The sequence below is a fragment of the Naasia sp. genome (assembly GCF_025465545.1).
In the GTDB taxonomy this organism is placed as follows: domain Bacteria; phylum Actinomycetota; class Actinomycetes; order Actinomycetales; family Microbacteriaceae; genus Naasia.
Genome location: NZ_JAODMK010000015.1, coordinates 15,789 through 39,705, shown reverse-complemented (window position 1 = coordinate 39,705; position 23,917 = coordinate 15,789). Strand labels below are relative to the sequence as shown.

General features: G+C 70.4%; 23 protein-coding genes. 10 read left to right on the top strand and 13 right to left on the bottom strand.

What is annotated here, in order from left to right:
* Positions 1 to 262 precede the first annotated feature (262 nt).
* From JWR33_RS04415 to JWR33_RS04390, 6 genes are all read right to left on the bottom strand, one after another.
* Complete coding sequence (locus JWR33_RS04415) at positions 263 to 1,534, bottom strand: ABC transporter substrate-binding protein (protein WP_297409784.1); 1,272 nt, start codon at positions 1,532 to 1,534, stop codon at positions 263 to 265.
* Positions 1,531 to 2,601: a branched-chain amino acid ABC transporter permease gene (locus JWR33_RS04410; protein WP_297409783.1), complete on the bottom strand. Its 1,071-nt coding sequence runs from the start codon at positions 2,599 to 2,601 to the stop codon at positions 1,531 to 1,533. The genes JWR33_RS04415 and JWR33_RS04410 overlap by 4 nt, the downstream gene beginning before the upstream one ends.
* Entirely contained in the window at positions 2,601 to 3,482 is an 882-nt protein-coding gene (locus JWR33_RS04405) for a branched-chain amino acid ABC transporter permease (RefSeq protein WP_297409782.1), read from the bottom strand. The genes JWR33_RS04410 and JWR33_RS04405 overlap by 1 nt, the downstream gene beginning before the upstream one ends.
* Complete coding sequence (locus JWR33_RS04400) at positions 3,483 to 4,193, bottom strand: ABC transporter ATP-binding protein (RefSeq protein ID WP_297409781.1); 711 nt, start codon at positions 4,191 to 4,193, stop codon at positions 3,483 to 3,485.
* Complete coding sequence (locus JWR33_RS04395; RefSeq protein WP_297409779.1) at positions 4,180 to 4,965, bottom strand: ABC transporter ATP-binding protein; 786 nt, start codon at positions 4,963 to 4,965, stop codon at positions 4,180 to 4,182. Before JWR33_RS04395 ends, JWR33_RS04400 begins: the two co-directional genes overlap by 14 nt.
* A gap of 219 nt (positions 4,966 to 5,184) precedes the next feature.
* Entirely contained in the window at positions 5,185 to 5,955 is a 771-nt protein-coding gene (locus JWR33_RS04390) for an NAD(P)-dependent oxidoreductase (protein ID WP_297409778.1), read from the bottom strand.
* 99 nt (positions 5,956 to 6,054) lie between these two features.
* Between JWR33_RS04390 and JWR33_RS04385 the strand changes: the two genes are divergently transcribed.
* Positions 6,055 to 6,714: a GntR family transcriptional regulator gene (locus tag JWR33_RS04385; protein WP_297409777.1), complete on the top strand. Its 660-nt coding sequence runs from the start codon at positions 6,055 to 6,057 to the stop codon at positions 6,712 to 6,714.
* A 9-nt stretch (positions 6,715 to 6,723) separates the two neighbouring features.
* Here JWR33_RS04385 and JWR33_RS04380 read toward each other — a convergent pair whose 3' ends face one another.
* Genes JWR33_RS04380 through JWR33_RS04365 form a run of 4 tightly spaced genes read right to left on the bottom strand, consistent with a single transcriptional unit; the run spans position 6,724 to position 10,212 of the window.
* The gene (locus tag JWR33_RS04380; protein ID WP_297409776.1) at positions 6,724 to 7,680 is read right to left on the bottom strand and encodes a VOC family protein; all 957 of its coding nucleotides are present in this window, start codon (positions 7,678 to 7,680) and stop codon (positions 6,724 to 6,726) included.
* Positions 7,681 to 7,722: 42 nt separating this feature from the next.
* Positions 7,723 to 8,796 carry a 4-oxalomesaconate tautomerase gene (locus tag JWR33_RS04375; protein ID WP_297409775.1) on the bottom strand — a complete coding sequence of 358 codons (1,074 nt, stop codon included), beginning with the start codon at positions 8,794 to 8,796 and terminating at the stop codon, positions 7,723 to 7,725.
* Positions 8,786 to 9,481 (bottom strand): 4-carboxy-4-hydroxy-2-oxoadipate aldolase/oxaloacetate decarboxylase, encoded by a 696-nt coding sequence (locus tag JWR33_RS04370; protein WP_297409774.1) that lies wholly within the window; start codon positions 9,479 to 9,481, stop codon positions 8,786 to 8,788. Before JWR33_RS04370 ends, JWR33_RS04375 begins: the two co-directional genes overlap by 11 nt.
* Positions 9,478 to 10,212 (bottom strand): PIG-L deacetylase family protein, encoded by a 735-nt coding sequence (locus JWR33_RS04365; RefSeq protein ID WP_297409772.1) that lies wholly within the window; start codon positions 10,210 to 10,212, stop codon positions 9,478 to 9,480. The genes JWR33_RS04370 and JWR33_RS04365 overlap by 4 nt, the downstream gene beginning before the upstream one ends.
* 361 nt (positions 10,213 to 10,573) lie before the next feature.
* On the opposite strand from JWR33_RS04365, the gene JWR33_RS04360 reads away from it, so the two are divergent.
* The 4 genes from JWR33_RS04360 to JWR33_RS04345 all read left to right on the top strand — a co-directional run bounded on the left by JWR33_RS04360 (position 10,574) and on the right by JWR33_RS04345 (position 15,368).
* Positions 10,574 to 11,977, top strand: a complete 1,404-nt coding sequence (locus tag JWR33_RS04360) for an aminomethyl transferase family protein (RefSeq protein ID WP_297409771.1) — start codon at positions 10,574 to 10,576, stop codon at positions 11,975 to 11,977.
* Positions 11,978 to 12,011: 34 nt separating this feature from the next.
* On the top strand, positions 12,012 to 12,926 hold the full coding sequence (gene purU / locus JWR33_RS04355) for a formyltetrahydrofolate deformylase (protein ID WP_297409769.1): 915 nt from the start codon (positions 12,012 to 12,014) through the stop codon (positions 12,924 to 12,926).
* A gap of 123 nt (positions 12,927 to 13,049) precedes the next feature.
* Positions 13,050 to 14,432, top strand: a complete 1,383-nt coding sequence (locus JWR33_RS04350) for an aminomethyl transferase family protein (protein WP_297409767.1) — start codon at positions 13,050 to 13,052, stop codon at positions 14,430 to 14,432.
* A gap of 78 nt (positions 14,433 to 14,510) precedes the next feature.
* Positions 14,511 to 15,368: a methylenetetrahydrofolate reductase gene (locus JWR33_RS04345; protein WP_297409765.1), complete on the top strand. Its 858-nt coding sequence runs from the start codon at positions 14,511 to 14,513 to the stop codon at positions 15,366 to 15,368.
* Between the two features lie 197 nt (positions 15,369 to 15,565).
* Here the strand turns inward: JWR33_RS04345 and JWR33_RS04340 are convergent, their stop codons facing one another.
* Positions 15,566 to 17,419, bottom strand: coding sequence for a phosphoenolpyruvate carboxykinase (GTP) (locus JWR33_RS04340; RefSeq protein ID WP_297409763.1), 1,854 nt, complete (start codon positions 17,417 to 17,419; stop codon positions 15,566 to 15,568).
* Positions 17,420 to 17,522: 103 nt separating this feature from the next.
* On the opposite strand from JWR33_RS04340, the gene JWR33_RS04335 reads away from it, so the two are divergent.
* The 3 genes from JWR33_RS04335 to JWR33_RS04325 all read left to right on the top strand — a co-directional run bounded on the left by JWR33_RS04335 (position 17,523) and on the right by JWR33_RS04325 (position 21,091).
* Positions 17,523 to 18,947 carry a helix-turn-helix domain-containing protein gene (locus JWR33_RS04335; protein WP_297409762.1) on the top strand — a complete coding sequence of 475 codons (1,425 nt, stop codon included), beginning with the start codon at positions 17,523 to 17,525 and terminating at the stop codon, positions 18,945 to 18,947.
* A 132-nt stretch (positions 18,948 to 19,079) separates the two neighbouring features.
* On the top strand, positions 19,080 to 19,469 hold the full coding sequence (locus tag JWR33_RS04330; protein WP_297409760.1) for a TIGR03618 family F420-dependent PPOX class oxidoreductase: 390 nt from the start codon (positions 19,080 to 19,082) through the stop codon (positions 19,467 to 19,469).
* Between the two features lie 167 nt (positions 19,470 to 19,636).
* Positions 19,637 to 21,091: an MFS transporter gene (locus JWR33_RS04325; protein ID WP_366073691.1), complete on the top strand. Its 1,455-nt coding sequence runs from the start codon at positions 19,637 to 19,639 to the stop codon at positions 21,089 to 21,091.
* A 40-nt stretch (positions 21,092 to 21,131) separates the two neighbouring features.
* Here the strand turns inward: JWR33_RS04325 and JWR33_RS04320 are convergent, their stop codons facing one another.
* Both JWR33_RS04320 and JWR33_RS04315 read right to left on the bottom strand, forming a co-directional pair.
* A complete protein-coding gene (locus tag JWR33_RS04320) occupies positions 21,132 to 21,887 on the bottom strand; it encodes a ferredoxin reductase (protein ID WP_297409758.1) in 756 nt (251 codons plus the stop codon).
* On the bottom strand, positions 21,884 to 22,480 hold the full coding sequence (locus JWR33_RS04315; RefSeq protein ID WP_297409756.1) for a molybdopterin-dependent oxidoreductase: 597 nt from the start codon (positions 22,478 to 22,480) through the stop codon (positions 21,884 to 21,886). Before JWR33_RS04315 ends, JWR33_RS04320 begins: the two co-directional genes overlap by 4 nt.
* Positions 22,481 to 22,584: 104 nt before the next feature.
* Here JWR33_RS04315 and moaA point away from each other — a divergent pair, with 104 nt between their 5' ends.
* Positions 22,585 to 23,649, top strand: a complete 1,065-nt coding sequence (gene moaA, locus JWR33_RS04310) for a GTP 3',8-cyclase MoaA (protein WP_297409754.1) — start codon at positions 22,585 to 22,587, stop codon at positions 23,647 to 23,649.
* Positions 23,642 to 23,887, top strand: a complete 246-nt coding sequence (locus JWR33_RS04305; RefSeq protein ID WP_297409753.1) for a MoaD/ThiS family protein — start codon at positions 23,642 to 23,644, stop codon at positions 23,885 to 23,887. The genes moaA and JWR33_RS04305 overlap by 8 nt, the downstream gene beginning before the upstream one ends.
* Positions 23,888 to 23,917 lie beyond the last annotated feature (30 nt).

Genomic DNA, 23,917 nt, shown 5'->3' with positions numbered 1-23,917 from the left:
GCCTCGTGCGGAGGCGTCTCGAACCCGGAACGGCTCGTCTGCCCAGTGGGGAAGGGGGGTGGTGGGTCTCGGCATGCCGGGAAGGATCCCTCATCCTGTGCAACCTGCACCGACCGCCTCCACAGCCTCCCGCGAGGTGGCACCTGGTGCTGTCACCTCGGCGAAGTGGCAGCAACCAGTGCCACCTCGACGTGGGAGGGCAGGTGCGGCCGCAGAACGCCCCGGAGTCCGAAGGCTCCGGGGCGTCCCTCTCGTTCCGCGATCAGTACTTCGAGGCCGGAGCGTAGCCCTTGCCGTTGTACTGAACGAGCTGGATGCCCTGGATGGCCGGCTTGTCCGTCGCCGTCGTGTCGACGGTGATGCCGTCGAGGAGCAGCGGGGCGTGGAACCCGGTGATCGAGTGCAGCGCCGTCATGAAGCTGTCCCGGGTGGGGTCGGTCATGCCCTTGAAGGCCTGCTCGAGGATGGCGCCCTCCGCGTAGCTCCACGCGCAGTGCGGGGTGTACGTGGTGGTGATCTTCGAGCCGTACTTCTCGAAGGCCGCGTTGTAGGCCTTCACCTCCTCGTCGTCGGCGAACGCGGGGGACACCGGGACCTTGGTCAGCGAGGTCGAGTACAGGGCCGGGTAGGCCGTGCCCTGTCCGGGCTCGATGACGGTGGCGGGTGTCGACGTGTTCGACGGCAGGAAGATGCGCGGCAGCCAGCCGATGTCCTGGGCGCGGGTGAGCACACCCACCTGCAGCGGGGTCACCGAGACGGCGCTGAGGAGCGTGTCGGCCTTCGTCGCAGCGAGTTCGGTCACCTGGCTGTCGAGCGTGGTGTCGGACGGCTCGTAGGTGGCCGAGCCGACGACCTTGACATCGCTGCCCTCGATCGCGGACTGGAAGCCGGCGAGGTAGTCCTTGCCGTAGTCGTCGTTCTGGGCGAGCGTCGCGACCGTGACCGCCTTGCCGGCATCGGCGAGGAGCTTGCCGAACGCGGCGCCCTCGTCGAAGTAGGTCGGCAGCAGGCCGAAGGTCCAGGGGTTGGTCTTCTGATCCTTCGAGAAGGTGGTGGCGCCCGTGACGAGCAGCACCTGCGGCACCTTCTCCTCGTTCGCCACCGGCATCACGGCGGCGTTGGTCGGCGTGCCGAGGGCTCCCACGTAGGCGAAGATTCCGTCACCCTCGAGCTGGCGGAAGTTGGAGACGGCCTTCGCGGGGTCGTAGACGTCGTCGAGGTAGGTGAGCTTGACGGTGCGGGTCTTGCCGTCGCCGAACTCGAAGCCGCCTGCGGCGTTCTTCGCCTCGAGATAGGTGTACAGGCCCGCGACCGAGCAGGACCCGGGGCCGGCAGTCGGTCCGCTCAGCGGGCTGCTGATGCCGAGGCTGAGCGAGTCGTCCGTGATGCCGGGGCTCGCCTCTGCTGCGCCTGCGCTCGCGCCGGTGCCTGTGCCGCTGGTGTCTGCACGGGTGCACCCCGTGACGAGCAGGGCGGAGATGCCCAGGACGGCGACGGCGCCGGTGACCCGGGTCGTCTTGTGGAAGTTTCTCATCGAGCTTGCCTCTCTTCGTTTGCTGCGGGGATTTCCGGGATCTCCGGAGGCGCAGCGCTGCTGGCGCCGTCCGGGGAGTTGTGGGGGGCCGTCGCCCCCGTGCGCCCGTGGCTCTTCCTTGCGCTGAGCTGACGGACGCGGCGCGGGAGGGAGGCGAGGCCGCGGGGCAGCAGGAACAGCACCGCGAGCAGGATCGCGCCGGAGATGAGCGCGGTGCGGGCCGAGTTGACCGCGCCGGCGAGCACCGGGACCACGACGAAGTAGATGGCGCCGAGGATCGTGCCGGCGATGCTGGCCGATCCTCCGATCACCATGGCGGCCACCAGGTTGATGGAGGTGAAGAAGCTCAGGGTCTCCGGCGAGGTGAACTGCACCACCACGAGGTAGGAGAATCCGGCGACGCCGCCGAGGAGCGAGGCGATCGTGAAGGCGAGCACCTTGTAGCGGTACGGCGAGACGCCCATCGCGAGGGCCACCGCCTCGTTCTCCTTCACGATCGCGAAGGCACGACCCACTCGTCCGCGGACCAGGTTGCGGGCGAGCAGGAACGCGACCACCGCGATCACGAGGACCACGTAGTAGCGCCACTGGTCGTTGGCGAGGCCGCTCCAGTCCGGCGCCTTCATGAAGCTCACCGTCGCGCCTCCCGAGCCGCCGGTGAAGTCCGAGAACCGCCTTGCCAGGGGGATGCCGATGATGGGCAGGGCGATCGTGATCATCGCGAGCGCGAGACCGCGGAGCCGGGCGGCCGCGAGGGCCACCAGCATCCCCACCGCTGCGGGCAGAACGGCGCAGAGCACCAGCACCAGCAGCAGCGGCCAGCCGTTCTTCACGCCGTACGCGGCGATGTACGCGCCGAGTCCCAGGAATGCGCTCTGTCCGAGCGAGACCTGGCCGGTGTAGCCCATCACGATGTTGACGCCGAGCAGCGCGACGGCGAACACCGCGATCAGCGCGAGCTGGTAGTTGATGAACGGACTGGACACGAGGGGCGCCACCACCAGCACCACCGCGAAGACGGCGAGTGCGACCAGGCGTACCGAGCGGCGGGCGAGGAGCTTCTCCATCAGACGCGCACCACGACCTTTCGTCCGAAGAGCCCCTGCGGCCGGACGATGAGGATCACGATCATCACCGCGAAGGGCACCGCGATCTTGAGGTCGTCACCGATGACGTCGATGTAGGCCCCGGCGAGGTTCTCGACGACCCCGATGAACGCCGCAGCCACCACGGCGCCGACGGGGGAGTCCAGCCCGCCGAGGATGGCCGCCGCGAGCGCGTAGACGAGGGCGAAGTCGAGCATCCCCGGGCTGATGAAGAGCTGCGGAGCGACGAGGATGCCCGCGAGCGCTCCGAGTCCGGCGGCGAGGCCCCAGCCGATCATCAGCAGCCGGCTCACCGGCAGGCCGGACAGGGCGGAAGAGCGCGGGTTGTCCGCCACTGCGCGCATGGCCAGCCCCAGCTTGGTCGAGCGGAACAGCACCTGCAGCGCCACCATCGCCACCACCAGGATCACGATGGTGCCCAGCGAGCGGAAGCTGAGGAAGACGCCGAAGAGATTGACGGTCCCGAGCGGGAAGAACGAGGGGAACGGGTGCGGCTCGTAGCCGAAGAACGCGGCGGAGATGCCGGTCAGGAGGACGAGCAGTCCGATGGTCGCGACGACCGCGATGTCGGGGTCGCCGCCCTCGAAGCGCCGGACCACGACCCGCTCGAGGAGGGCCCCGAGGACGAACGCGAACGCGAACGCCGCAAGGGCGGCCGCGATCAGGGGCACCCCGGCCCGGGTGAGCGCGAAGGCGACGAACGTCGCCATCACGGCCATCGCCCCCTGAGCGAAGTTGATGAGGCCCGTCGCCCGGTTGACCAGGACGATCGCGAGTGCCAGTGCGCCGTAGATGGCGCCGGTGGCGACACCGTCGACGACGACCTGGATGAAGTACTGCATCTAGCCCCCCAGGTACGCGCGTCGCACTGCGTCCATGCCCATCAGTTCGGCCTTGTCGCCCGCGAGGGCGACCTTCCCGGTCTCCAGCACGGTCGCGTGGTCGACCACGGAGAAGGCGAGGACGGCGTTCTGCTCGACGACGACCATCGACAGCTGCGCCTCGCGGCGGAGCCGGACGACGGCCTCGTAGACCCGGCGTGCGGTGCTCGGGGCCAGGCCGAGGGAGGCCTCGTCCAGGAGCATCACGCGGGGCCTGGCCATGACGGCGCGGGCGACCGCCAGCATCTGCTGCTCGCCGCCCGAGAGGGCCGCGGCGTTCGACTTGATGCGCTCGCGGAGGTTGGGGAACAGGTCGAGGCAGTAGTCGATGTCGGCGGCGATCTGCTTGCGGTCCTTGCGCTGGTAGGCGCCGACCAGCAGGTTGTCGCGGACGCTCAGCTGCGGGAGCGTCCCGCGGCCCTCCGGCACGTGGGCGATGCCGAGCCGGGCGACGCGGTCGGGTCCCAGCCCCGCGATGTCCTTGCCCTCGAAGAGGATGCGCCCGGTGGTCTTCAACATCCCGCTGATCGCGCGAAGAGTGGTGGTCTTGCCTGCGCCGTTCGCGCCGAGGATGCCGATGGCGCCGTTCTCGGGCAGCGACAGCGAGACGCCGTGCAGCGCCTGGGCGTGCCCGTAGGAGGCGGTGACGTTCTCGAGCTCAAGCAGGCTCATCGTCCGTCACCTCCTTGCCGAGGTAGGCCTCGATGACGCGCGGGTCGGCCTGGGCCTCGGCCGCCGTGCCCTCCATCAGCTTCGCCCCGTGGTCGAGCACGACGACCCGATCGGTCAGGGCCGAGATGAGCCCCATGTGGTGCTCCACGATCACGACCGTGAGGTCGAAGTCCTCGCGCACCCCGCGGATCGTCTCGATGAAGCGCTCGACCTCGCCGTGCGAGAGGCCGGCGGCCGGCTCGTCGAGGAGCAGGAGGCGCGGGTGGGAGAGGAGCGCCCGGCAGAGCTCGATGCCCTTGTGCAGGCCGTGCGACAGCTCGTCCGCGGGGACATCCGCAGCCCACGCGAGGCCCGTCCGCTCGAGCAGGCCGACGGCTTCCGCGCGGGCGCTCCGCTCGACCTTTCCGGTCGGGGGGAGCCGGAGCGACCAGGACAGCGGTCCGCCGGGCAGCCAGGAGTGCGCGCCGAGCAGGACGTTCTCGAGCACGGTCGCATCCAGCCGGAGGGCGGGGTGCTGGAAGGTCCTGGCTAGTCCGAGCTTCGCCATCCGCCAGGCCGGGGCGTTCACGGTCTCGACCTCGTCCACGAGGATGGAGCCCGCGCTGGGGCGGTAGTGACCGCTGATGCAGTTGAAGAGCGAGGTCTTGCCCGCACCGTTCGGTCCGACGAGCCCGAAGATGTGGCCGGCCGCCACCGAGAAGCTGACCCGGTCGAGGACCGAGATCCCGCCGAATCGGAGGGTGACGTCCCGAAGCGTGAGCTCAGCCGCCACTGCCGGCCCCTTCGCCGGCGGCGTCGCACGGGCGAGGGGACCCGGAGAACCGGATCGCCGAGGACTCGCTGACGTCTACGTCCATACCCGCCTCGTCGCTGGTCGGCCTCGGGTGCACACGGTGCGCCACCTCGCTCTGTGGTCGCCAGAGTACGTGCGCGCGACGCCGGATCGCAACACATTCTGTTGACAATCCGGTAGCGATTCGACGACGGGCCGTCAGACCTCGCCCGCGGCGATGGCCTGCAGCCAGCGCACCGTGGAGGCGGTCATCCAGGCAGGGGAGTCGAGCGACGCGAGGAACGCCTGAACATCCCGCATCTCGTGCTCGCGGCGCTGCGCGTGCTGACGCGTCCCGGAGATCAGCCGATCGATCAGCTCCGCGCCGTGCGGCCCCAGCTCGCCGGCGAGCTCCTGGCGGATCCACCCGCCCGCTCGCAGCTGCTCCGCCGCGGTCACGCTCTCGAAGAGCAGTGCCGCGAGGCCCTTCATGAACACGCTGCGCAGCAGCTTGAGGCCGGCGGCATCGCCCGCATCGGGACCGGCGTCGGTGATCGGAATGCCCAGGCCGCCCCAGAGTGCGGTGAGCCGGGCGGCTCCCGGCCCGCTGGCGAGCAGCGGCGTGAGCTCGGCCGACCGGGGGACCGGCGCCATGATCGCGACGTCCGCGAACAGGATCCCTGCGGTCGCCGCGCCCGCGGCCATCCGCTGCTTCTCGGCGGGGGCGCCGGTGTTCATGTCGGCGAAGACGGCGGTCGTGGGCATGCTTCCGAAGACGGACCGGGCGACCTCCTGCGCCGCCGATGCGCCGACCAGGCTCGCGACGACGTCCGAGTCCCGGACCGCGCTCGCCGCGTCGTCGGCGAGCGCGACTCCCGCCGGCGCGACGGCGACAGCCGGGTCGAATGCCCGCACCGTGACGCCGCGCGCAGCCAGGCCCCGGGCATAGACGGAGCCGGCTTCGCCCAGCCCCAGCACCGCGACGTGCACCTGTGCTCCTCTGTTCCGGGCCGATTGTAGACAGAATCGGCGAACCCCTGGGTGACTCCCGTCGTTGGAGGGCCGATACTGTACGGATCAGGAGGACTCATGACCGATGTGCTGGACGGGCAGGCGCTCAAGGGGCCGACCGTCGCCGATCTGACCGCGGCGATCCGCCAGGCGATCGTGGACGGCGACTTCGCCCCCAACCAGCGACTCATCGAGGCCGACCTCAGCGCGGGATTCGGTGCCAGCCGCGCCGCCGTTCGCACAGCCCTGTTCGAGCTGGCGAATGACGGCCTGATCGACCGGCTGCCCAACCGGGGGTCCCGCGTACGGGCGATCTCGCTCGACGAGGCGATCGAGATCCTGGAGGTGCGCATCGGTCTCGAGTGCCTCTGCGCGGCGAAGGCCGCTGAGCATGTGACCGACGCCGAGGTCGCCGAGTTCCGGCGGCTCCGGCACGACCTCCTCGAGGCCGTCGCCTCGGGCGACCTGCTCGGCTACTCCCGCCTGAACCAGCTGCTCGACGAGCGGATCCGCGACCTCAGCCGGCACGCGACCGCCGTCGGCATCCTCGAGCGCCTGCACGCGCAGAGCGTGCGTCACCAGTTCCGGCTGGCATTCCAGCCCGGACGCGCGGCCGTCTCGGCCGGCGAGCACGCGGCCATCCTCGACGCGGTGATCGACCGGGACCCGGCCGCCGCCGAAGCGGCGACCAGGACCCACCTGCTCAGCGTGATCGAGGCGCTGCGCCTGCTCGGCTGACCCGCGACCTCACTCGTCGACGGGCGGTGTCCCGTGGGTGTGGAAGGTGGAGATCGTCTTCATGCCCCAGGCCTGGCCCTTGGCGCGATCGGCTTCCGTCCAGGTGATCGTCTTCCAGTCCGGCGCGAGCAGCACGCGGGCCCCCGCGTTGGCGAACTCGATGCGGTTCCCGCCCGGCTCGTAGACGTAGAGGAAGAACGTCTGCTGGATCGCGTGCTTGTGCGGCCCCGACTCGATGTGGATGCCGTTCTCCAGGAAGATGTCGGCCGCCTTGAGGATGTCCTCGCGGGTGTCCGTGGCGAACGCGATGTGGTGCAGACGCCCGCTGCTGCCCGTCCAGTCGCCCGAGTACACGAGGTCGTACGACTTGTTCGTGAAGTGGAACCACTGGGCCGAGATGACGCCGGTGTCCAGCTGGATCTGCTCGGTCGCCTCACCGCCGAGCACCTCGTTGACGAACCGGCCGTTCTCCTCGACGTCCTTGCCCAGGTAGTTGACGTGGTCGAGCCGACGGGCGTTCACCCCCCGCCCCGGGAAGCGGTCCGCCTGGTTCTTCAGCGCGGGCTCCTCGCCGGCGGGCGCCTGGAACCATTCGGTCTCGTAGTAGATCTCCATCGGGTGGCCGTCCGGGTCCGTGAACGCGAAGCTGCGCCCCACGCCCTGCTCGCCGTCCTTCCAGCCGATGCCCCGCCCCGCCGCCTCGATCGCGGCGACCCGGCGCTCGAGCGCCTCGGGGCTCGCGGCACGCAGCGCGAGCCGCCCGACGCCCGACTTGGGGGCTGCGCTGAGCTTGATCGTGTACCGCTCATAGTCGTCCCACGCGTGCAGGAAGACCGAGTCGCCCTCGGCCGCGACCTCGCGGAAGGCGAGCAGCTCGGTGAAGAACCAGCGGCTCCGCTCGAGGTCGGAGGTGAGCAGCTCGACGTGCCCGAGGTGGGCGATGTCGAGGAATCCGGGGCCTCTCATGGCGCTCCTTCGCGTTGGGGGAGAGTTGGTGGGGAGGGGAACTCAGGCGGAGCGGGGGAACACCACGCCGTCGAACAGCTTCCGGGCCGTGCGGAACACGACCGACGACGCGATGTCCGTGCTGCCCGGGACGAAGTCGATGCGGATGTCCATGTGCCCGGTGGGGTGCTCGATGCGGAAGGGCTGCCCGTCGGCGGGCAGGGCGGCGAGGTCGTGCCCGACCGCACCGTCGATCGCGATGCCGGCCGCCACCGTCTGGGCGCCGAGCACGCCGATGGAGGTGTGCACGCGCACCGGCAGGAAGCTGCGGGTGCAGATGGTGCCGCCGGCGAGCGGAGCGGACAGCAGGACCATCTTCGGCACCGTCGTCTCGGCCACGTCACCCATGCCCATGAGCTCGGCTGCCGCCGCCCGGATGGCACGGAGGCGGGCCTGGAGGACCTCATCGGACTCGAGGTCGGCCGGTTCCTCCGTTCCGGTCACGCCGAGATCCGCCGCCGCGATCAGCACAGAGGGCATCCCGTTGTCGACGCAGGTGACGCGCACGCCCGCCACGAGGTCGAGGGGACTGCCCGTGGGCAGGAGCGCCCCGGTGGTGCCGCCTGCCGTGTCCGAGAACGCCAGCTCGATCGGCGCCCCGGTGCCCGGGACGCCGTCGATCGCGAGGGCGCCCGAGTACCTGGGCACCCCGCCGGGGGTCGGAAAGGACGCGACGACGGTGCTGTCGGTGTTGACCATCCGGATGCGCACCGTCGTCGTGTCGCCCTGCGCCGTGACCAGGCCGCGCTCGAGCGCGAACGGGCCGATCCCGGCGAGGATGTTTCCGCAGTTCTGCTGATCGGTGACCACCGGCTCGTCCACCATCACCTGGAGGAAGAGGTAGTCCACGTCGGTCCCGCCGCCCGTCGACGCGCTCACCACGGCGACCTTGCTGGTGAGCGGGTGCGCGCCGCCGATGCCGTCGATCTGACGCGGGTCGGGGCTGCCCAGGATCCGCAGGAGCAGCCGATCGCGGTCCGCGCCGTCCTCGGGCAGATCCTCCGCGAGGAAGTAGGCGCCCTTGGAGGTGCCGCCGCGCATGAGCATGCAGCGGATGCCGTCCTCTTCAGCGGTCACGATCCGCCGCGGAGACGCGCTCCACTCCGAGGCGCTGCAGCAGCCCGCGGAGCTCGTTGCGGTCGAGGCTGAGCTCGCCCCGCTGGTAGGCCTCGCGGGCAGCGGCCTCCTTCTCGACGCGGGAGCGGGAGGCGCTGAGAGCGTCGGCGATGGTGGCGCGCGGAACGCAGAGCACGCCGTCGTCGTCCGCGACGATGGCGTCACCCGCCCGCACGACCGCGCCGCCGACGCTGACGGGCACGTTGACCGAGCCTGCGGTCGCCTTCACGGTCCCCTGCGCGTTCTGGGCGCCCGCCCAGACCGGGAAGCCCATGGCCCGCAGGTCGGCGACGTCGCGGACGCCGCCGGTGGTGACCAGTCCCCGTACCCCTCGATGCACGAGGGCGGTGGCCAGGAGCTCGCCGAAGGAGCCATCGAGGGAGGGGGACACCGTCGTGACGACGAGGATGTCGCCGGGGCGGCACTGCTCGACCGCCGCGTGGATCATGAGGTTGTCGCCGGGCCAGCACAGCGCGGTCACCGCGGCGCCCGCGATGCGGGCCCCCTGCTGAAGCGGGTGCACGACCGGGCCGAGCATGCCGCTGCGGCCCATCGCCTCGTGCACGGTGGCGACGCCGAACGCCGCCAGCTCGTCGAGCTGCTCGAGCGGCGGGCGCGGGACGTCCGTGACGACGACGTGCCTCATTCGAGCACGTCCGTGACCTGCGGGTAGTAGCGCATGTAGGCCTCACCACGCGTGTCGCTCGGCAGGCCGAGGTTGGGGCCTGCGTTCCGGCGGACCTGCACCCCGCGCCGGACGGCGAGGTCGGTGTAGTAGCTCCACATGTGCTTCTGAGCAGGGAGGCACTGCATGGCCGCCTCCTTCGCCGGGTAGGCGGCGGTGATGTCGAGGAGGACGTTCGGCTTGAAGTCGGACTGCTCCGGCTGGTGCGGCTCGAAGAAGAACACCGGGGGAGCGCCGAGCGGCTCGCCTTCCGCGGGATACCCGATCGCCTGCGCCAGGATCCTCGCCTGCAGCGTCATGCGGGCGGCCGCGGGGTGATCGCCGTTGTAGGGATCGGTGAGCGGGTGGGTGAGGACCACCGTCGGCACGACCCGCCGGAAGACCCCCACGAGGGTGTCGACGAGTTCCTGCGACTCGAGCAGCGGGTAGTCGCCCGCGTCGAGGAACTCGATCTCGGCGCCCAGCGCCGCCGCCGCGGCCTCGGCTTCGGCTCGCCGCATGGCCTTGATCTCGTCGAGGGACTTTCCCGCCAGCCACTGGCTCGCCGACTCGCCGCGCTCGCCGAAGGAGAGGCAGACGATGACGGCTCGTTCCCCCCGGGCGGTCGCTGACGCGATGGCCCCGGACGCGCGCCACACGAAGTCTCCCGCGTGCGCGCTCACGACGAGAAGGGTGCGTCCACCTGCGGTCATGGCGGCAAGTCGACCATGCCGCCCACCCACTGTCAACAATTCTGTCTGCGATTGGAGCGCAACCTGTTGACCCTGCGGATCGCACGGCATACCTTGCAGGAGGCGGGCCCGTCTGGACCGGTCGCTGGACGAAGGAGTTCCGGTTGGGTGCACGCGATCCTCGGGCCGGCGGCGGCATTCCCGCGGCCGGAGCCTTGCCGACCGCATCCCGCCTCGCCCCCCAGCTCGCCGCCCGCCGTCCGGTTCCCCTGGGCGTCCTCCCTCGCGGCCCCGCCGCGGTGCCCGCCGCCGCCCTCCGCCGTCCTCCTCACGTGCCGCCCCGGCGCGCTCTGGAACCCTCACCCCCGAAAGAAAGAGAACGATGAGCAGCCCCAGCAACCTCCAGGAACTCCTCGACCAGGCGGGGAACCCCGTCGACCTCCTCCGCAACTCGAAGATCGGCGCGTACATCTACCCCGTCGTGCCGGCGGAGTTCACGAATTGGCAGCGGGAGCAGCGCGCCTGGCGCGAGACCGCCGTGCTGTTCGACCAGTCGCACCACATGGACAACCTGATCATCCGGGGCAAGGACGCCCTCAAGCTCCTGCAGGACACAGCCATCAACTCGGTGGCGAACTTCCCCGTCAACATGGCCAAGCAGCTCGTGCCGACCGCGTCGAACGGCGGCGTGATCGGGGACGGCATCCTGTTCCACCAGGAGCAGGACGAGTACGTCTACGTCGGTCGCGCACCGGTCTCCAACTGGCTGCTGTTCCACGGCGAGACCGGTGGCTACGACGTCGACATCGAGGTGGACCGCCGTTCGCCGGGTCGGCCCTACGGCAAGGCGGTCAGCCGCAAGTACTGGCGGCTCCAGATCCAGGGCCCCAGCGCCTGGCCGATCATCGAGAAGCTGCAGGGCGGCCCCGTCGAGCAGGTCAAGTTCTTCCGGATGGGCACGCTGACGATCGACGGGACAGAGGTCCGCACGCTGCGCCACGGCATGGCGGGAGCGCCCGGCCTCGAGCTGTGGGGACCGTACGAGGACGCCGAGCGCATCCGCAACGCGATCCTGGAGGCAGGGGCCGAGTTCGGGCTCGAGCCGGTCGGATCCCGCGCCTACTCGTCGAACACCCTGGAGTCGGGCTGGATCCCCTCGCCGCTGCCCGCCATCTACTCGAGCGAGGCCGAGCGCGCCTACCGCGAGTGGCTGCCGCTCAACAGCTACGAGGCGACGAACGCCCTCGCCGGCAGCTTCGTCTCGGACGACATCGAGGACTACTACCTGAACCCGTGGGAGCTCGGCTATGGCAGCTTCGTGAAGTTCGACCACGACTTCATCGGCCGCGACGCCCTCGAGAAGATCGACCCGTCCACCCAGCGCCGCAAGGTGACGCTGGCCTGGAACGCGGAGGACCTCGGGAAGGTCATGACCTCCCTCCTCGATGTCGAGGGCCCGGGCAACCAGTTCTTCAACCTGCCGAACGCGAACTACGGATCGTCGAACTTCGACTCGGTTCTCGACGCGAGCGGCAAGATCGTGGGCGCCTCCCTCTTCACCGGCTACAGCGCCAACGAGCGACGCGGGCTGTCGCTGGCCACTGTGGATCCCGACGTCGAGATCGGCACCGAGCTGCGCGTGCTGTGGGGCGAGGACCCGAACACCGAGAAGACGTCGGCGAACCCGCACACGCAGGCCGAGGTCCGCGTCGTCGTCAGCCCGGTGCCCTACTCGGTGACCGCCCGGTCCGAGTACCACGGCGGCTGGCGCAGCGCCAGCGCCTGAGGAACCGGACGTCGAGGACCTTCGAGGAGGAAGCGTGGCATCAACCACCGAGACCAGCGCGGAGCGTCGCCGCGTCGAGGCCACAGGGGACCCCCAGTCGAGCGTCCGTCTCATCGTGTCGGGGGAGGACCGGCCGGGCATCGTGGCGGCCGTCTCGACCCTGCTCAATGAGGCGGGCGCGAACATCATCACCCTCGACCAGTATTCGACCGACCCGGAGGGCGGCCGGTTCTACCAGCGGACGGTGTTCCAACTCGACGGGTTCGCCGCGTCGCGCCCCGAGCTGGAGCGGGTGCTCGAGGAGAGGCTGACGAAGGGCCTGGGGCTCGAATGGAGCCTCAGGCCCGCCGGGCAGCTGAAGCGGGTGGCCATCTTCGCGTCGAAGACCGATCACTGCCTGCTCGACCTGCTCTGGCGGCATCGGCGTGGGGAGCTCCCGATGACGGTGGCGATGGTGGTCTCGAACCACCCGGACCTCGCCGAGGAGGTCCGGCCGTTCAACATCCCGTACTTCTACGTCCCGGTTGACCCGAACGATCGGTCGGCCGCGGAGCGCCGTCACCTCGACCTGCTCAAGGGCAACGTCGACCTCGTCGTCCTGGCCCGCTACATGCAGATCATCACGGGCGGCTTCCTCGAGGAGGTCGGGGTACCGGTGATCAACATCCACCACTCCTTCCTGCCGGCCTTCCTCGGGGCGGGACCGTACGCGCGCGCCAAGGAGCGCGGCGTCAAGCTGATCGGCGCCACGGCGCACTACGTGACCGAGGACCTGGACGAGGGGCCCATCATCGAGCAGGACGTGGTGCGGGTCCGGCACTCGGACTCGGCGGGCGACCTGCAGCGCAGGGGCGCCGATGTCGAGCGCGCGGTGCTCGCCCGGGCGGTGGAGTGGCACTGCGAGGACCGGGTCCTTCGGGACGGCAACTCCACCATCGTCTTCCGCTGACCATGGCGTGCTGCAGAAGGCGCCGATCCGAGCCGCTGTCGGGCGCTCAGCAGCCGCTCCTCGACCGAACCCATCCCTTGCCGAGCGACGTCCGTGTCGCCGGATCTCACAGTGAGGACGAAGATGTCTGAAACGCTCGCCCAGGCCCTCTCGCGCGTCGGGAACCCCATCGAACTGCTTCGGAACCAGGACTGGCCGGCGTTCACCTTCCCGGTGGCACCGGAGTTCACGAACTGGCGTGACGAGCAGCGCGCCTGGAACTCCACGGTCGCTCTGATGGACCAGTCGCACCACATGACGCAGCTGTTCATGCACGGGGAGGAGGTCATCCCCCTGCTGCAGTCGATCTCGCCGAACACGTTCGCGACCTTCCGGAAGGGCGTCGCGAAGCAGCTCATCTCCGTGAACCAGGACGGCTATCTGATCGGCGACGGCATCCTCTTCTACAACTGGGAGGGGCCGGAGGGGCTCGTCCTGATCGGCCACCACATGCTCATCGACTGGGTGCGCTACAACCTCGAGAAGGCGGAGGCGGCGGGGAAGGACGTGCACCACCGGCTCGAGGCGAACTCGAACATGCGTCAGGGCCCCCCGACGTTCTACCGCTACGAGCTGCAGGGCCCGGTGGCGAACGAGGTCATGGCGAAGCTCCTCGGCGGGCCCCCGCCCGCGGTGAAGTTCTTCCACATCGGCGACTTCGAGATCGCCGGCAGGCACGTCTACGGCCTTCGCCACGGCATGGCCGGTCAGCCGGGCTTCGAGTTCTTCGGCCCGTGGGAGGACTCGGACCTCGTCCGCGATGCCCTGCTGGAGGCCGGCGCCGAGTACGACATCCGGCGGGTGGGCGCCAAGGCCTACTCGAGCTCGCCGCTGGAGTCCGGCTGGGTTCCGACGCCCTTCCCCGCCATCTTCGACGAGGACTTCGCCGAGTATCGCGAGTGGCTGCCGGCGGCGCGTGCCGGCTCCGTGGCCGGGTCGCTGTACTCGCAGGACGTGCACGACTTCTACCTCACGCCGTTCGACATCGGGCTCGGCCGCTCGGTGAAGTTCGACCACGACTTCCACGGCCGCGCCGCGCTGGAGAAGCTGGCCGAGTCGCCCCAGCGCCGCAAGGTCACGCTGATCTGGAACGCCGACGATGTCGCGAGCGTCGTCAAGTCGCAGCTGGAGCCCGGAGTCCCGGCGAAGTTCCTCGACCTGCCCAAGGCCAGGTACGGGCTGTACCAGATGGACGAGGTGCGCTCCGGGGACAGGCTCGTGGGGATCTCCACCGATGCCGGCTACGTCTCGTTCGATCAGCTCTACATGTCGCTGGCGACGCTCGACATCGAGCTGGAGGACGGCGCGGAGGTCGAGGTGGTCTGGGGTGAGGAGCCGATCTCGAAGAAGCCCCAGGTCGACCAGCGTCACCGCCAGGTGCGGATCCGCGCGACGGTCGCGCCCGCTCCATTCCACGACTTCGCCCGCACGGTGTATCGGGCCAACGACGGGGCAGCACAGGGCTGAGAAGACCCGGGCGGGACGTCCGCTCGACCACGATCGGAACCACCGGCGCTCCCGTGGCGCCAGAAGGAAGGGGAATCGATGGCGATCACCGCCGCCGAACTGCTCGAGGACTTCTCACTGGAGATGACCGGCAAGGATGTCGCCGGCCTTCGGGAAGCGGCAGCCGATCTGCCGCCGGGCACCAGGATGAACGTGACCTTCCTCGGCAACGAGGACCTCGCCATGCGGGTCACCGCCGCGAGGGCGGTGCTCGACTCCGGTCTGGTTCCCGTCCCGCACATCTCTGCCCGCCGCATCGCGAGTCAGGCGATGCTCGAGGAGTTCCTCTCCGCCCTGCAGGCCGAGGGCGCCAGCGAGAACGTCTTCAGTGTGGGCGGAGATCCGCACACCCCCGAGGGCCCGTATGACGGCGCGCTGGACGTCATCAAGACCGGGCTGCTCCAGCAGTACGGGGTGAAGCACGTCTCGATCGCGGGATACCCGGAGGGGCACCCCGACATCAAGGAGGACGCGCTGTGGGCGGCCCTCGAAGGCAAGTTCGCGGTGCTCTCCGAGCAGGGCCTGCCCGGCACCATCCTCACCCAGTTCAGCTTCGACGTGGACCCGGTGGTCGACTGGATCGAGGGCGTGCGCTCGAGGGGTGTCGACCTGCCGATCCGCATCGGCGTGCCCGGACCGGCCGGGATCAAGCGTCTGATCACCTTCGCGTCCCGCTTCGGTGTCGCCTCGAGCGCGGGGATCGCCAAGAAGTACGGGTTCTCGCTGACGAACCTGCTCGGCACGGCCGGACCGGACAGGTTCATCAGCGATCTGGCCGCTCGCCTGACGCCGGAGCAGCACGGTGTGGTGAGGCTGCACTTCTACACGTTCGGCGGCGTTCCGGCGACCGCGATCTGGGTCCGCGACTACCGGAAGCGCCTCGCGGCCGGCCACTGAGGGAGGGCGGCTCGTCGAGCTGGCGGGGGAAGGACAGGACGCCGGCGAGCTGAGGCTCTTGTCGGCGGCGGGCAGCACCGACGCAGCCGGCGCGCTCTCCAAGCTCAGCGAGGACCGCAGCGGCGCCTGACTCGCCGGGCGCCGCCGCAGGGGTCGCCCGGCGCGGCGGCGCCCGGCCGTACCGCGGCCCGCTCGGATCAGAGGCGGGAGACGAGATCCCAGCGGAGCAGGGTGAGCCGAAGCCGGAGGGCCTTCGGCACGGTGGCCCCGACCCGATCGAAGAACTCGGCGGTCTGCTCCGACTCGCGCAGCCAGGCCGCCGGATCGATCCGGAACAGCTCGTCCCAGGCGGCGGTCGGCAGGTCGAGGCCCGCGAGCGCGAACTCGGCGCGTTTGGGCAGCCCGCCGGCCGGGCTCGCGACGGTGCCGACCTCGCCGTTCAAGCGCCGCATGATCCAGTCCAGGACCCGGCTGTTCTCGCCGTAGCCCGGCCACAGGAACGAGCCGTCGGCGCCCTTGCGGAACCAGTTCACCTGGAAGATGCGCGGGGCGTGCTCGCCGAGCCGCTCGCCCATCTGCAGCCAGTGCTGCCAGTAGTCGCCCATGTCGTACCCGCAGAAGGGCAGCATCGCGAACGGGTCGTAGCGCAGCGTTCCGACGTGCCCTTCGGCGGCGGCCGTCTGCTCGCTCGCGAGCGTGGCGCCGAGGAACACGCCGTGCTCCCAGTCGGTGGCCTCGCAGACGAGCGGGATGTTCGTCGCGCGGCGGCCGCCGAAGAGGATGGCGTCGATGACGACGCCCTTCGGGTCGTTCCACTCGTCCGCGATGCTGGGGCACTGCTCGGCGGGGACGGTGAAGCGGCCGTTCGGGTGCGCCGCGGTCGCCGGCTCTCCCGCCGTCCAAGGGTTGCCCTCCCAGTCCACGAGGCCCTTCGGCGCACGGTCCGTGAGCCCCTCCCACCACACGTCGCCGTCTTCGGCGAGAGCCACGTTGGTGAAGATGGTGTTGCCCCAGATGGTGGCGACCGCGGTCGGGTTGGTGGCCTCGCCGGTGCCGGGCGCGACACCGAAGAAGCCGCGCTCGGGGTTGATGGCGCGGAGCCGGCCGTCGTCGTCGGGGCGGAGCCAGGCGATGTCGTCGCCGATGGTCTCGACCTTCCAGCCGGGCAGGGTCGGCTGGAGCATCGCGAAGTTCGTCTTGCCGCAGGCCGACGGGAATGCGGCCGCGAGGTGACGGGTGACTCCCTCGGGCGAGGTCGCCTTGATGATCAGCATGTGCTCGGCGAGCCAGCCCTCGTCGCGGGCGATGACCGAGGCGATGCGCAGGGCGAAGCACTTCTTGCCGAGCAGGGAGTTGCCGCCGTAGCCGGAGCCGTACGACCAGATCTCGCGCGTCTCCGGGAAGTGGGCGATGTACTTGGTGTCGCTGCAGGGCCACGCCACGTCCTCCCGGCGGACGCCCGCGTCGTCCACCAGGGGGCTGCCGACGGAGTGCAGCGCCGCCACCCACTCCGTGTCGGGTCCGAGCTGGCGGACGGCCTCTGCGCCCATCCGCGTCATGATCTGCATCGAGATGACGGCGTAGGGGGAGTCGGTTATCTGGACGCCGAGCTTCGACAGCGAGCTGCCGAGCGGACCCATCGAGAACGGGACGACGTACATGGTCCGGCCGCGCATGGACCCTCGGAAGAGCTCGGTGAGCTTCGCCTTCATCGTCGCCGGGGCGCGCCAATTGTTGGTGACGCCGGCGTCCTCAGGGCGGCGGGAGCAGATGAACGTGCTCTCCTCGCTGCGCGCCACGTCCCGGGGATCGCTGCGGGCGAGGAACGAATTGGGCCGCCACTCCGGGTTGAGGCGGATCAGGGAGCCCTCCCGCACCATCTGCTTCGTCAGCTGGTCGAACTCGGCGGCGGTCCCGGAGCACCAGTGCACCTCGTCAGGCTGGAGCAGATCCCGCATCTCGGCGACCCAGGCGTTCACGCTGGGGCTGAGGGTGGGACCCGCGAGGGGGGCAACGGGACGGGTGGGGGAGAAGGGAAGCGTCATGGTCATGGAAGTCCTTCCGGGCGGCTGATTAGATCCTGCGGTTGCCGACGCGATTGTTTCTCCCCTAGCCTCATGAAAATTGCCGCATATTTCTCAGAGGGAGAAGATCGTGGACCTTCTGGTCGTCGGGCGTCGCCTGCGCCACTTCCGCCGGCAGCGCGGGCTCACCCTCGAGGAGCTCGGCGGCCGGGTGGGGCTGGCCGTCAGTCAGCTCTCCCTCCTCGAGAACGGCAAGCGCGAGCCGCGGCTGTCGCAGCTGCAGTCCCTCGCGACCGAGCTCGGGGTGGGAATCGCGGAGCTGCTCGAGGCGGAGCCGCCGGATCAGCGGACCGCGCTGGAGATCGAATTGGAGCGGGCGCAGCAGGGCGCGCTCTATGCGGGCCTCGGCCTGCCCCGCGTGCCGGTGGGCAAGGCGATGACGCAGGCGGTCCTCGAGTCCCTCGTGGGCCTGCATCGGGAGCTGGTGCGGCGCGCGACGGAGGCCATAGCGACCCCTGAGGAGGCGCGCCGCGCGAACACCGAGCTGCGGCTCCGCCAGCGCCTGCTCGACCACCACTGGCCGGACCTCGAGGAGGAGGCGCTGAAGCTGCTCGCTGTCGTGGGGCACGAGCGTGGGGCGCTGACCCATCACGACGTGGCGAGGATGGCGCGCCACCTCGGCCTCGAGATCATCCACGTCAACGACCTGCCGCACTCCACCCGGTCGGTGACCGACCTCGAGAACGGGCGGATCTACCTCCCGCCGGCCTCCATCCCCGGCGGGCACGGCCTGCGCGGCCTGGCCCTGCAGGCGATGGCGCACCGGGTCCTCGGCCACCGCGAGCCGTCGAGCTATGCCGAGTTCCTGTTCCAGCGCCTGCAGATCAACTACTTCGCGGGGGCCTGCCTGATGCCGGAGCCCGCCAGCGCTGCGTTCCTCACGGACCGGAAGAAGGGCCGCGACCTCGCCATCGAGGACTTCCGTGACGCGTTCGGCGTGACCCACGAGGCGGCGGCGATGCGCTTCCTCAACCTCGCGACCGTGCACCTCGGCCTGCACGTGCACTTCCTGCGGGTCGGCGATGACGGCGCCATCTACAAGGCATACGAGAACGATGGGCTGCCCATGCCGACGGACGTGAGCGGCTCCGTCGAGGGGCAGCTGGTGCCGCGCGCCTGGGCCGCCCGGGCCTCATTCGAGCGCACCAACCGGACCACCGAGTTCCATCAGATCACCGACACTCCCGCCGGCACCTTCTGGTGCTCCACCCAGACGGGGACCACCTCGGCCGAGCAGTTCTCGATCAGCGTCGGGGTCCGCTTCGCCGACTCGAAGTGGTTCCGCGGGCGCGACACGAAGGTCCGGGCCGACGCCACCCGCCCTGCGGCGCTGCGCGACGAGCACAGCGCCGAGCTGGCGGACCGGTGGGCGGGACGCGCCTGGCCGAGCGCCAAGGTGCACGCCCACATCCTGTCGCCACTGCCCGCGGGGACCTTCCCGGGCGTCGACGACCTGGAGGTCTACGAGTTCCTCGAGGCGCATTCGGGTCAGTGAGCACCGGCCCGACACCGACTGCGCCCCGAGACACCGAGCGCGCCCCGTGCCCACGGCGCGCTCGGCGTCTGGGGGCGCACTCGCTAGTTCAGGAGCGACGGTGACTCCGCGCGCCTCTCCTAGGCTCGGGTCATGGCCAGCACCCCTGAAGGATTCGAAGACCTCCTCGACCGCCCGATCGTCGGCGTCCTCGCCACCGTCCGCCGGGAGGGCGGACCGAGCGCCACGCCCATGTGGTTCCAGTGGGACGGAGAGTTCCTGCGCTTCACCCATACGACCTACCGCCGGAAGCTGAGGGATCTGGAGGACGAGCCCCGGCTCGCCTTCACGATCGTCGACCCCGACGACACCCTCCGGTACCTCGAGGTCCGCGGCGAGGTCGACCGGGTGGAGGAGGACCCGACGGGCGCGTTCTATGTGGTCCTCGGCAAGCGCTACGGCAACCCCGAGCAGACTCCGCCGCCCGACTCCGCGGACCGGGTGATCATCGTGGTGCGGCCGACCTTCTTCAGCAGGCACTGACCTCCTCAGCGGCGGGCGGGAGGCCCGGCAGCGAAGCTCAGGACAGGCGCGAATACCGGTTCTGCGCCTCGGGAGCAACCCCGCGGAAGGGGATATGGGGCGCGGCCTCGAAGGAGTAACGTGCCGCCTCGGAGCGGCTCCGTCGCCGCCCAACGAGGGAGTCTGAAATGGCATCTCGCCTGGCCACCGCCCTGAACCGCGGCCCGCACGCCAGCCTCGTTCCGGCCAGGATGGACCGCCTGCCGTGGACCCGATTCCACTGGTCGGTGATCGTGGGTCTCGGGGTGTCCTGGATCCTCGACGGGCTCGAGATCCAGATCGTGGCGGCCGCGGGGTATCAGAAGGCCCTCGACATGACCTCGGCGGAGGTCGGCCTCGCGGGAACCGTGTACCTGATCGGCCAGGTGGTCGGTGCCCTGTTCTTCGGTCGGCTGGCCGACAAGCTCGGCCGCAAGAAGCTGTTCATCCTGACGCTCGCGATCTACCTCGTCGGCAGCGGCATCGCGGGCCTCGCCTTCGCGCCGTGGTTCCTCTACATCTTCCGGTTCGTCGCCGGACTCGGCATCGGCGGCGAATACGCGGCCATCAACTCCGCGATCGATGAGCTCATCCCGGCCCGCTTCCGGGGCCGGATCGACATCATGATCAACGGCACCTACTGGGGCGGCGCCGCCCTCGGCGCCTTCGCCAACCTGTTCTTCCTCAACCCGGACTTCATCGACCAGGCCTGGGGCTGGCGCCTCGCGTTCTTCATCGGCCCGGTGCTGGGCATCGCGATCATCTTCCTTCGCCGGCACATCCCCGAGAGCCCGCGCTGGCTGATGACGCACGGCCGCGAGGAGGAGGCGGAGCGCACCGTCGACGAGATCGAGCGGCGGGTGAGGGCGGAAGGCGTGACGCTGGAGGACGTCCCGGCGGACAAGTCGATCACGGTGCAGGCGATGGACAGCATCCCGTTCCTCGTGATCGCGCGGGTGCTGTTCAAGGACTACCCCAAGCGCATCATCCTGGGGCTGACCATGATGATCACGCAGTCCTTCCTCTACAACGCGATCTTCTTCACCTACGCGCTCGTGCTCACGAACTTCTACGGCGTCGAGCAGACGGCCGCCTACTTCTTCCCCTTCGCGATCGGCAACCTGCTCGGGCCGCTCCTCCTCGGCCACCTGTTCGACACCTGGGGTCGCCGGCAGATGATCTGCCTCACCTACGTGACCTCGGGCGTGGTACTCGCGATCTCGGCCATCCTGTTCAACATCGGAGCGATCGACGCGATCTGGCAGACGGTGTTCTGGTGCGTGGCGTTCTTCTTCGCCTCGGCCGGAGCGTCCGCCGCGTACCTCACGGTGAGCGAGATCTTCCCCCTGGAGCTGCGCAGCCAGGTGATCTCCTACGTGTTCGCGGTGGGCCAGATCTTCGGCGCGGTGGCCCCGCTGCTCTACGGCATCCTGATCGGCGAGGGCAACGACCGCGGCCCACTCACCATCGGCTATCTGGTCGGAGCGGCGATCATGATTCTCGGGGGCGTGGTCGCGGCGTTCCTCGGCGTCGCGGCGGAACGGAAGTCGCTCGAGGATCTCGCGGACCCGCTCTCCAAGGTGAAAGAGGAGATGAAGGCCTAGCCCTTCGCGGCGGGCCGAAGCGCCGAACGTGGCACGCCGGTCAGCCGGAGGCGCCGAACCGCTCGGTCCGCACCCGCGACGGGTCGTGCCCCAGCCGCACCAGCGCGTCGGCCACCGACTCCACGAACGGCGTCGGCCCGCAGACGTACACCGACGGGGCATCGGCGGCCACGATGCCGAATTCCATCACGAGCGCGGGCGTCAGCCGGCCGGCCTGCCGCGGCCACTCGGGCGGCGTCTCCCGGGTGAACACGTACTGCAGGTCGACGACGCCGTCCGCCGCGAGCCGGTCGAGCTCCTCGGTGTAGAAGCGGCCGGCCGGAGTCCGCACCGAGTAGAGCAGCCGGAGGGGCGCGGTGCTGCCCGACGCCGCGTGGGTGCGGATCATCGACATCATCGGCACGACACCGGAGCCGCCGGCGAGCAGCTGGACCGGCTCAGTCTGCTCCGGGCGCCAGACGAACCACCCGCCGATGGGACCGCGCACCTCGATCGAGTCGCCCACCTCGAGGCCGTCCACGAGGTAGGGCGAGACCTCGCCGTCGGGCATCCTGTCCACCGTGACCTGCAGCTGCTCGGCGCCCGCGGGGGAGGCGAGCGAGTAGGAGCGCTGGGCGGTGTAGCCGTCGGGCGCGGTCAGCCGGATGTCCACATGCTGCCCCGCGAGCGCCGGGGCCAGTTCCGGGGCGTCCAGAAGCAGCGAGCGCGAGCCGGGAGTCTCCATCCAGGCGGCCGTGACCGTCGCCGGCACCCAGCGGACGGGGCCCGCAGGAGGCCCGCCGAGCGCGCCGCTCACGAGCCCCAGTACCGCTCCTCGAGCCAGGGGTCGCCGTGCATGCTGTAGCCGTTCTGCTCCCAGAACCCGGGCGCATCGGCGGCCATCAGCTGGAGGCTGTTGACCCATTTGGCGCTCTTCCAGAGGTAGAGGTGCGGGACGAGCAGCCGAGCCGGTCCGCCGTGCTCGGGGTCGAGGTCCTCGCCCTCGAACTCGTAGGCGAGCCAGGCGCGCCCCTTGATCTCCTCGAGCGGCATGTTGGTGGTGTACCCGCCGTAGCTGTGCGCCATCAGGTACTCCGCGTTCGTGTCGACGGCGTCGAGGAAGCGGTCGATGGGGACACCGCGCCAGTGGGTGCCGAGCTTCGACCACGCGGTCACGCAGTGGATGTCGGTCGCGACGTCCTCCGCCCCGAGGTCGAGCATCGCCTGCCAGTCCCAGGAGCGCCGCTCGCCCGTCTCGCTGACCACGCTGAACTCCCAGTCGCGCTTGTCGATCCGCGGCGTCGGCCCGGCCGTCAGCACGGGGAAGCCCGTCTCGAGGTACTGTCCGGGCGGGAGCTCGGGATTGCGCTCCCGGCTCCGGCCGGAGAATCCGGGGGAGAAAATGCCCACCGCAACCGCCTCTCGTCCGCTTTCGGCTCCACGCTATCGCGGTTGCCCGGCGGGGGAGCACCCGCCGGGGCTGCGGCCCAGGCGCGGATGCGTAGTCTGGACGCATGCCTGCGGTCTCGCTCGGAACCCCGCTCCTGCGGGCGTCCCGCGTGCGCCCGACGACCGCGGGCAGACCCGACGTCCCCGAGCTCGTCGACCGGTTCGGCCGAATCGCCCGCGACGTGCGCATCTCGATCACCGAGAAGTGCTCCCTGCGCTGCACCTACTGCATGCCGGCCGAGGGGCTGCCCTCCATCGCCCGGTCGGATCTGCTGACCGCGGCCGAGATCGGCCGGCTGGTCGGCATCGGCGCGCGAGACCTCGGCATCCGGGAGGTGCGGTTCACCGGCGGCGAGCCGCTGACCCGGGCGGACCTCGTCGACATCGTCCGCCTCTCCGCCGAGGCCGCGCCGGGCGTGCAGCTCTCGATGACCACCAACGGCATCGGCCTCGACAAGAAGGCCGCCGCGTTGAAGGCCGCCGGGCTCAGCCGCGTCAACGTCTCGCTCGACACGATCGACCGGGAGCACTTCGCCACCCTCACCCGCCGCGACCGGCTTCCCGCGGTGCTGGCCGGCGTCCGGGGCGCCCGGGATGCCGGGCTCACGCCCGTGAAGGTGAACGCGGTCCTCATGCGCGAGACGCTCGAGGACGCTCCCGCCCTGCTCGGCTGGGCGGTGCGGGAGGGCTTCCGCCTGCGCTTCATCGAGGAGATGCCGCTCGACGCCGACCAGCTCTGGCGCCGAGAGCAGATGGTGGACGCCGCCGAGCTGCTCGCGGTCCTCGGCGCATCCTTCCCGCTCAGCCCGATCGGCCGAGAGGACCCCTCCGCACCCGCCGAGGAGTGGCTCGTCGGCGAGGGGCCGGCGACGGTCGGGATCATCGCGTCCGTGTCCCGCTCCTTCTGCGGCGACTGCGATCGCACCCGGATCACCGCGGAGGGCACGGTTCGGTCCTGCCTGTTCGGCGACGACGAGACCGACCTGCGCGCGCTGCTGCGCGGCGGCGCGGACGACGACACCATCGCCGACTGGTGGCGCGGCGCGATGTGGGGCAAGAAGGCGGGCCACGGCATCGACGGCGACTCGTTCGCCCGGCCCGTGCGCAGCATGGGGGCGATCGGTGGCTGAGGTGCTGGTGCGCTACTTCGCGGCCGCCGCGGAGAGCGCAGGGGTCGAGGAGGAGCGCGTGCTCGTCGAGCCGGCCACGGTCGGTCGGCTGCAGGAGGACCTCATCGCCCGGCACGGACCCGGCATGGCGCGGGTGCTCCGGAACGGGTCCTTCCTCGTCGACGGCGTGGTCAGCCGCCGCCCGGAGCAGGCCCTCGGCGTTCAGGTCGACGTGCTGCCGCCCTTCGCCGGCGGCTGAGGCCGAGGCTCCGAGCGCTCCGGAGTGCGC

Bases quoted from the DNA above. Each gene is read 5' to 3' on its own strand.
- JWR33_RS04350 (WP_297409767.1), top strand. From the start codon at position 13,050: ATGTCTGAAACGCTCGCCCAGGCCCTCTCGCGCGTCGGGAACCCCATC.
- JWR33_RS04370 (WP_297409774.1), bottom strand. From the start codon at position 9,481: ATGAGGCACGTCGTCGTCACGGACGTCCCGCGCCCGCCGCTCGAGCAG.
- JWR33_RS04410 (WP_297409783.1), bottom strand. From the start codon at position 2,601: ATGGAGAAGCTCCTCGCCCGCCGCTCGGTACGCCTGGTCGCACTCGCC.
- JWR33_RS04405 (WP_297409782.1), bottom strand. From the start codon at position 3,482: ATGCAGTACTTCATCCAGGTCGTCGTCGACGGTGTCGCCACCGGCGCC.
- JWR33_RS04380 (WP_297409776.1), bottom strand. From the start codon at position 7,680: ATGAGAGGCCCCGGATTCCTCGACATCGCCCACCTCGGGCACGTCGAG.
- JWR33_RS04325 (WP_366073691.1), top strand. From the start codon at position 19,637: ATGGCATCTCGCCTGGCCACCGCCCTGAACCGCGGCCCGCACGCCAGC.
- JWR33_RS04330 (WP_297409760.1), top strand. From the start codon at position 19,080: ATGGCCAGCACCCCTGAAGGATTCGAAGACCTCCTCGACCGCCCGATC.
- JWR33_RS04345 (WP_297409765.1), top strand. From the start codon at position 14,511: ATGGCGATCACCGCCGCCGAACTGCTCGAGGACTTCTCACTGGAGATG.
- JWR33_RS04400 (WP_297409781.1), bottom strand. From the start codon at position 4,193: ATGAGCCTGCTTGAGCTCGAGAACGTCACCGCCTCCTACGGGCACGCC.
- JWR33_RS04340 (WP_297409763.1), bottom strand. From the start codon at position 17,419: ATGACCATGACGCTTCCCTTCTCCCCCACCCGTCCCGTTGCCCCCCTC.
- JWR33_RS04365 (WP_297409772.1), bottom strand. From the start codon at position 10,212: ATGACCGCAGGTGGACGCACCCTTCTCGTCGTGAGCGCGCACGCGGGA.
- moaA (WP_297409754.1), top strand. From the start codon at position 22,585: ATGCCTGCGGTCTCGCTCGGAACCCCGCTCCTGCGGGCGTCCCGCGTG.
- JWR33_RS04415 (WP_297409784.1), bottom strand. From the start codon at position 1,534: ATGAGAAACTTCCACAAGACGACCCGGGTCACCGGCGCCGTCGCCGTC.
- JWR33_RS04385 (WP_297409777.1), top strand. From the start codon at position 6,055: ATGACCGATGTGCTGGACGGGCAGGCGCTCAAGGGGCCGACCGTCGCC.
- JWR33_RS04360 (WP_297409771.1), top strand. From the start codon at position 10,574: ATGAGCAGCCCCAGCAACCTCCAGGAACTCCTCGACCAGGCGGGGAAC.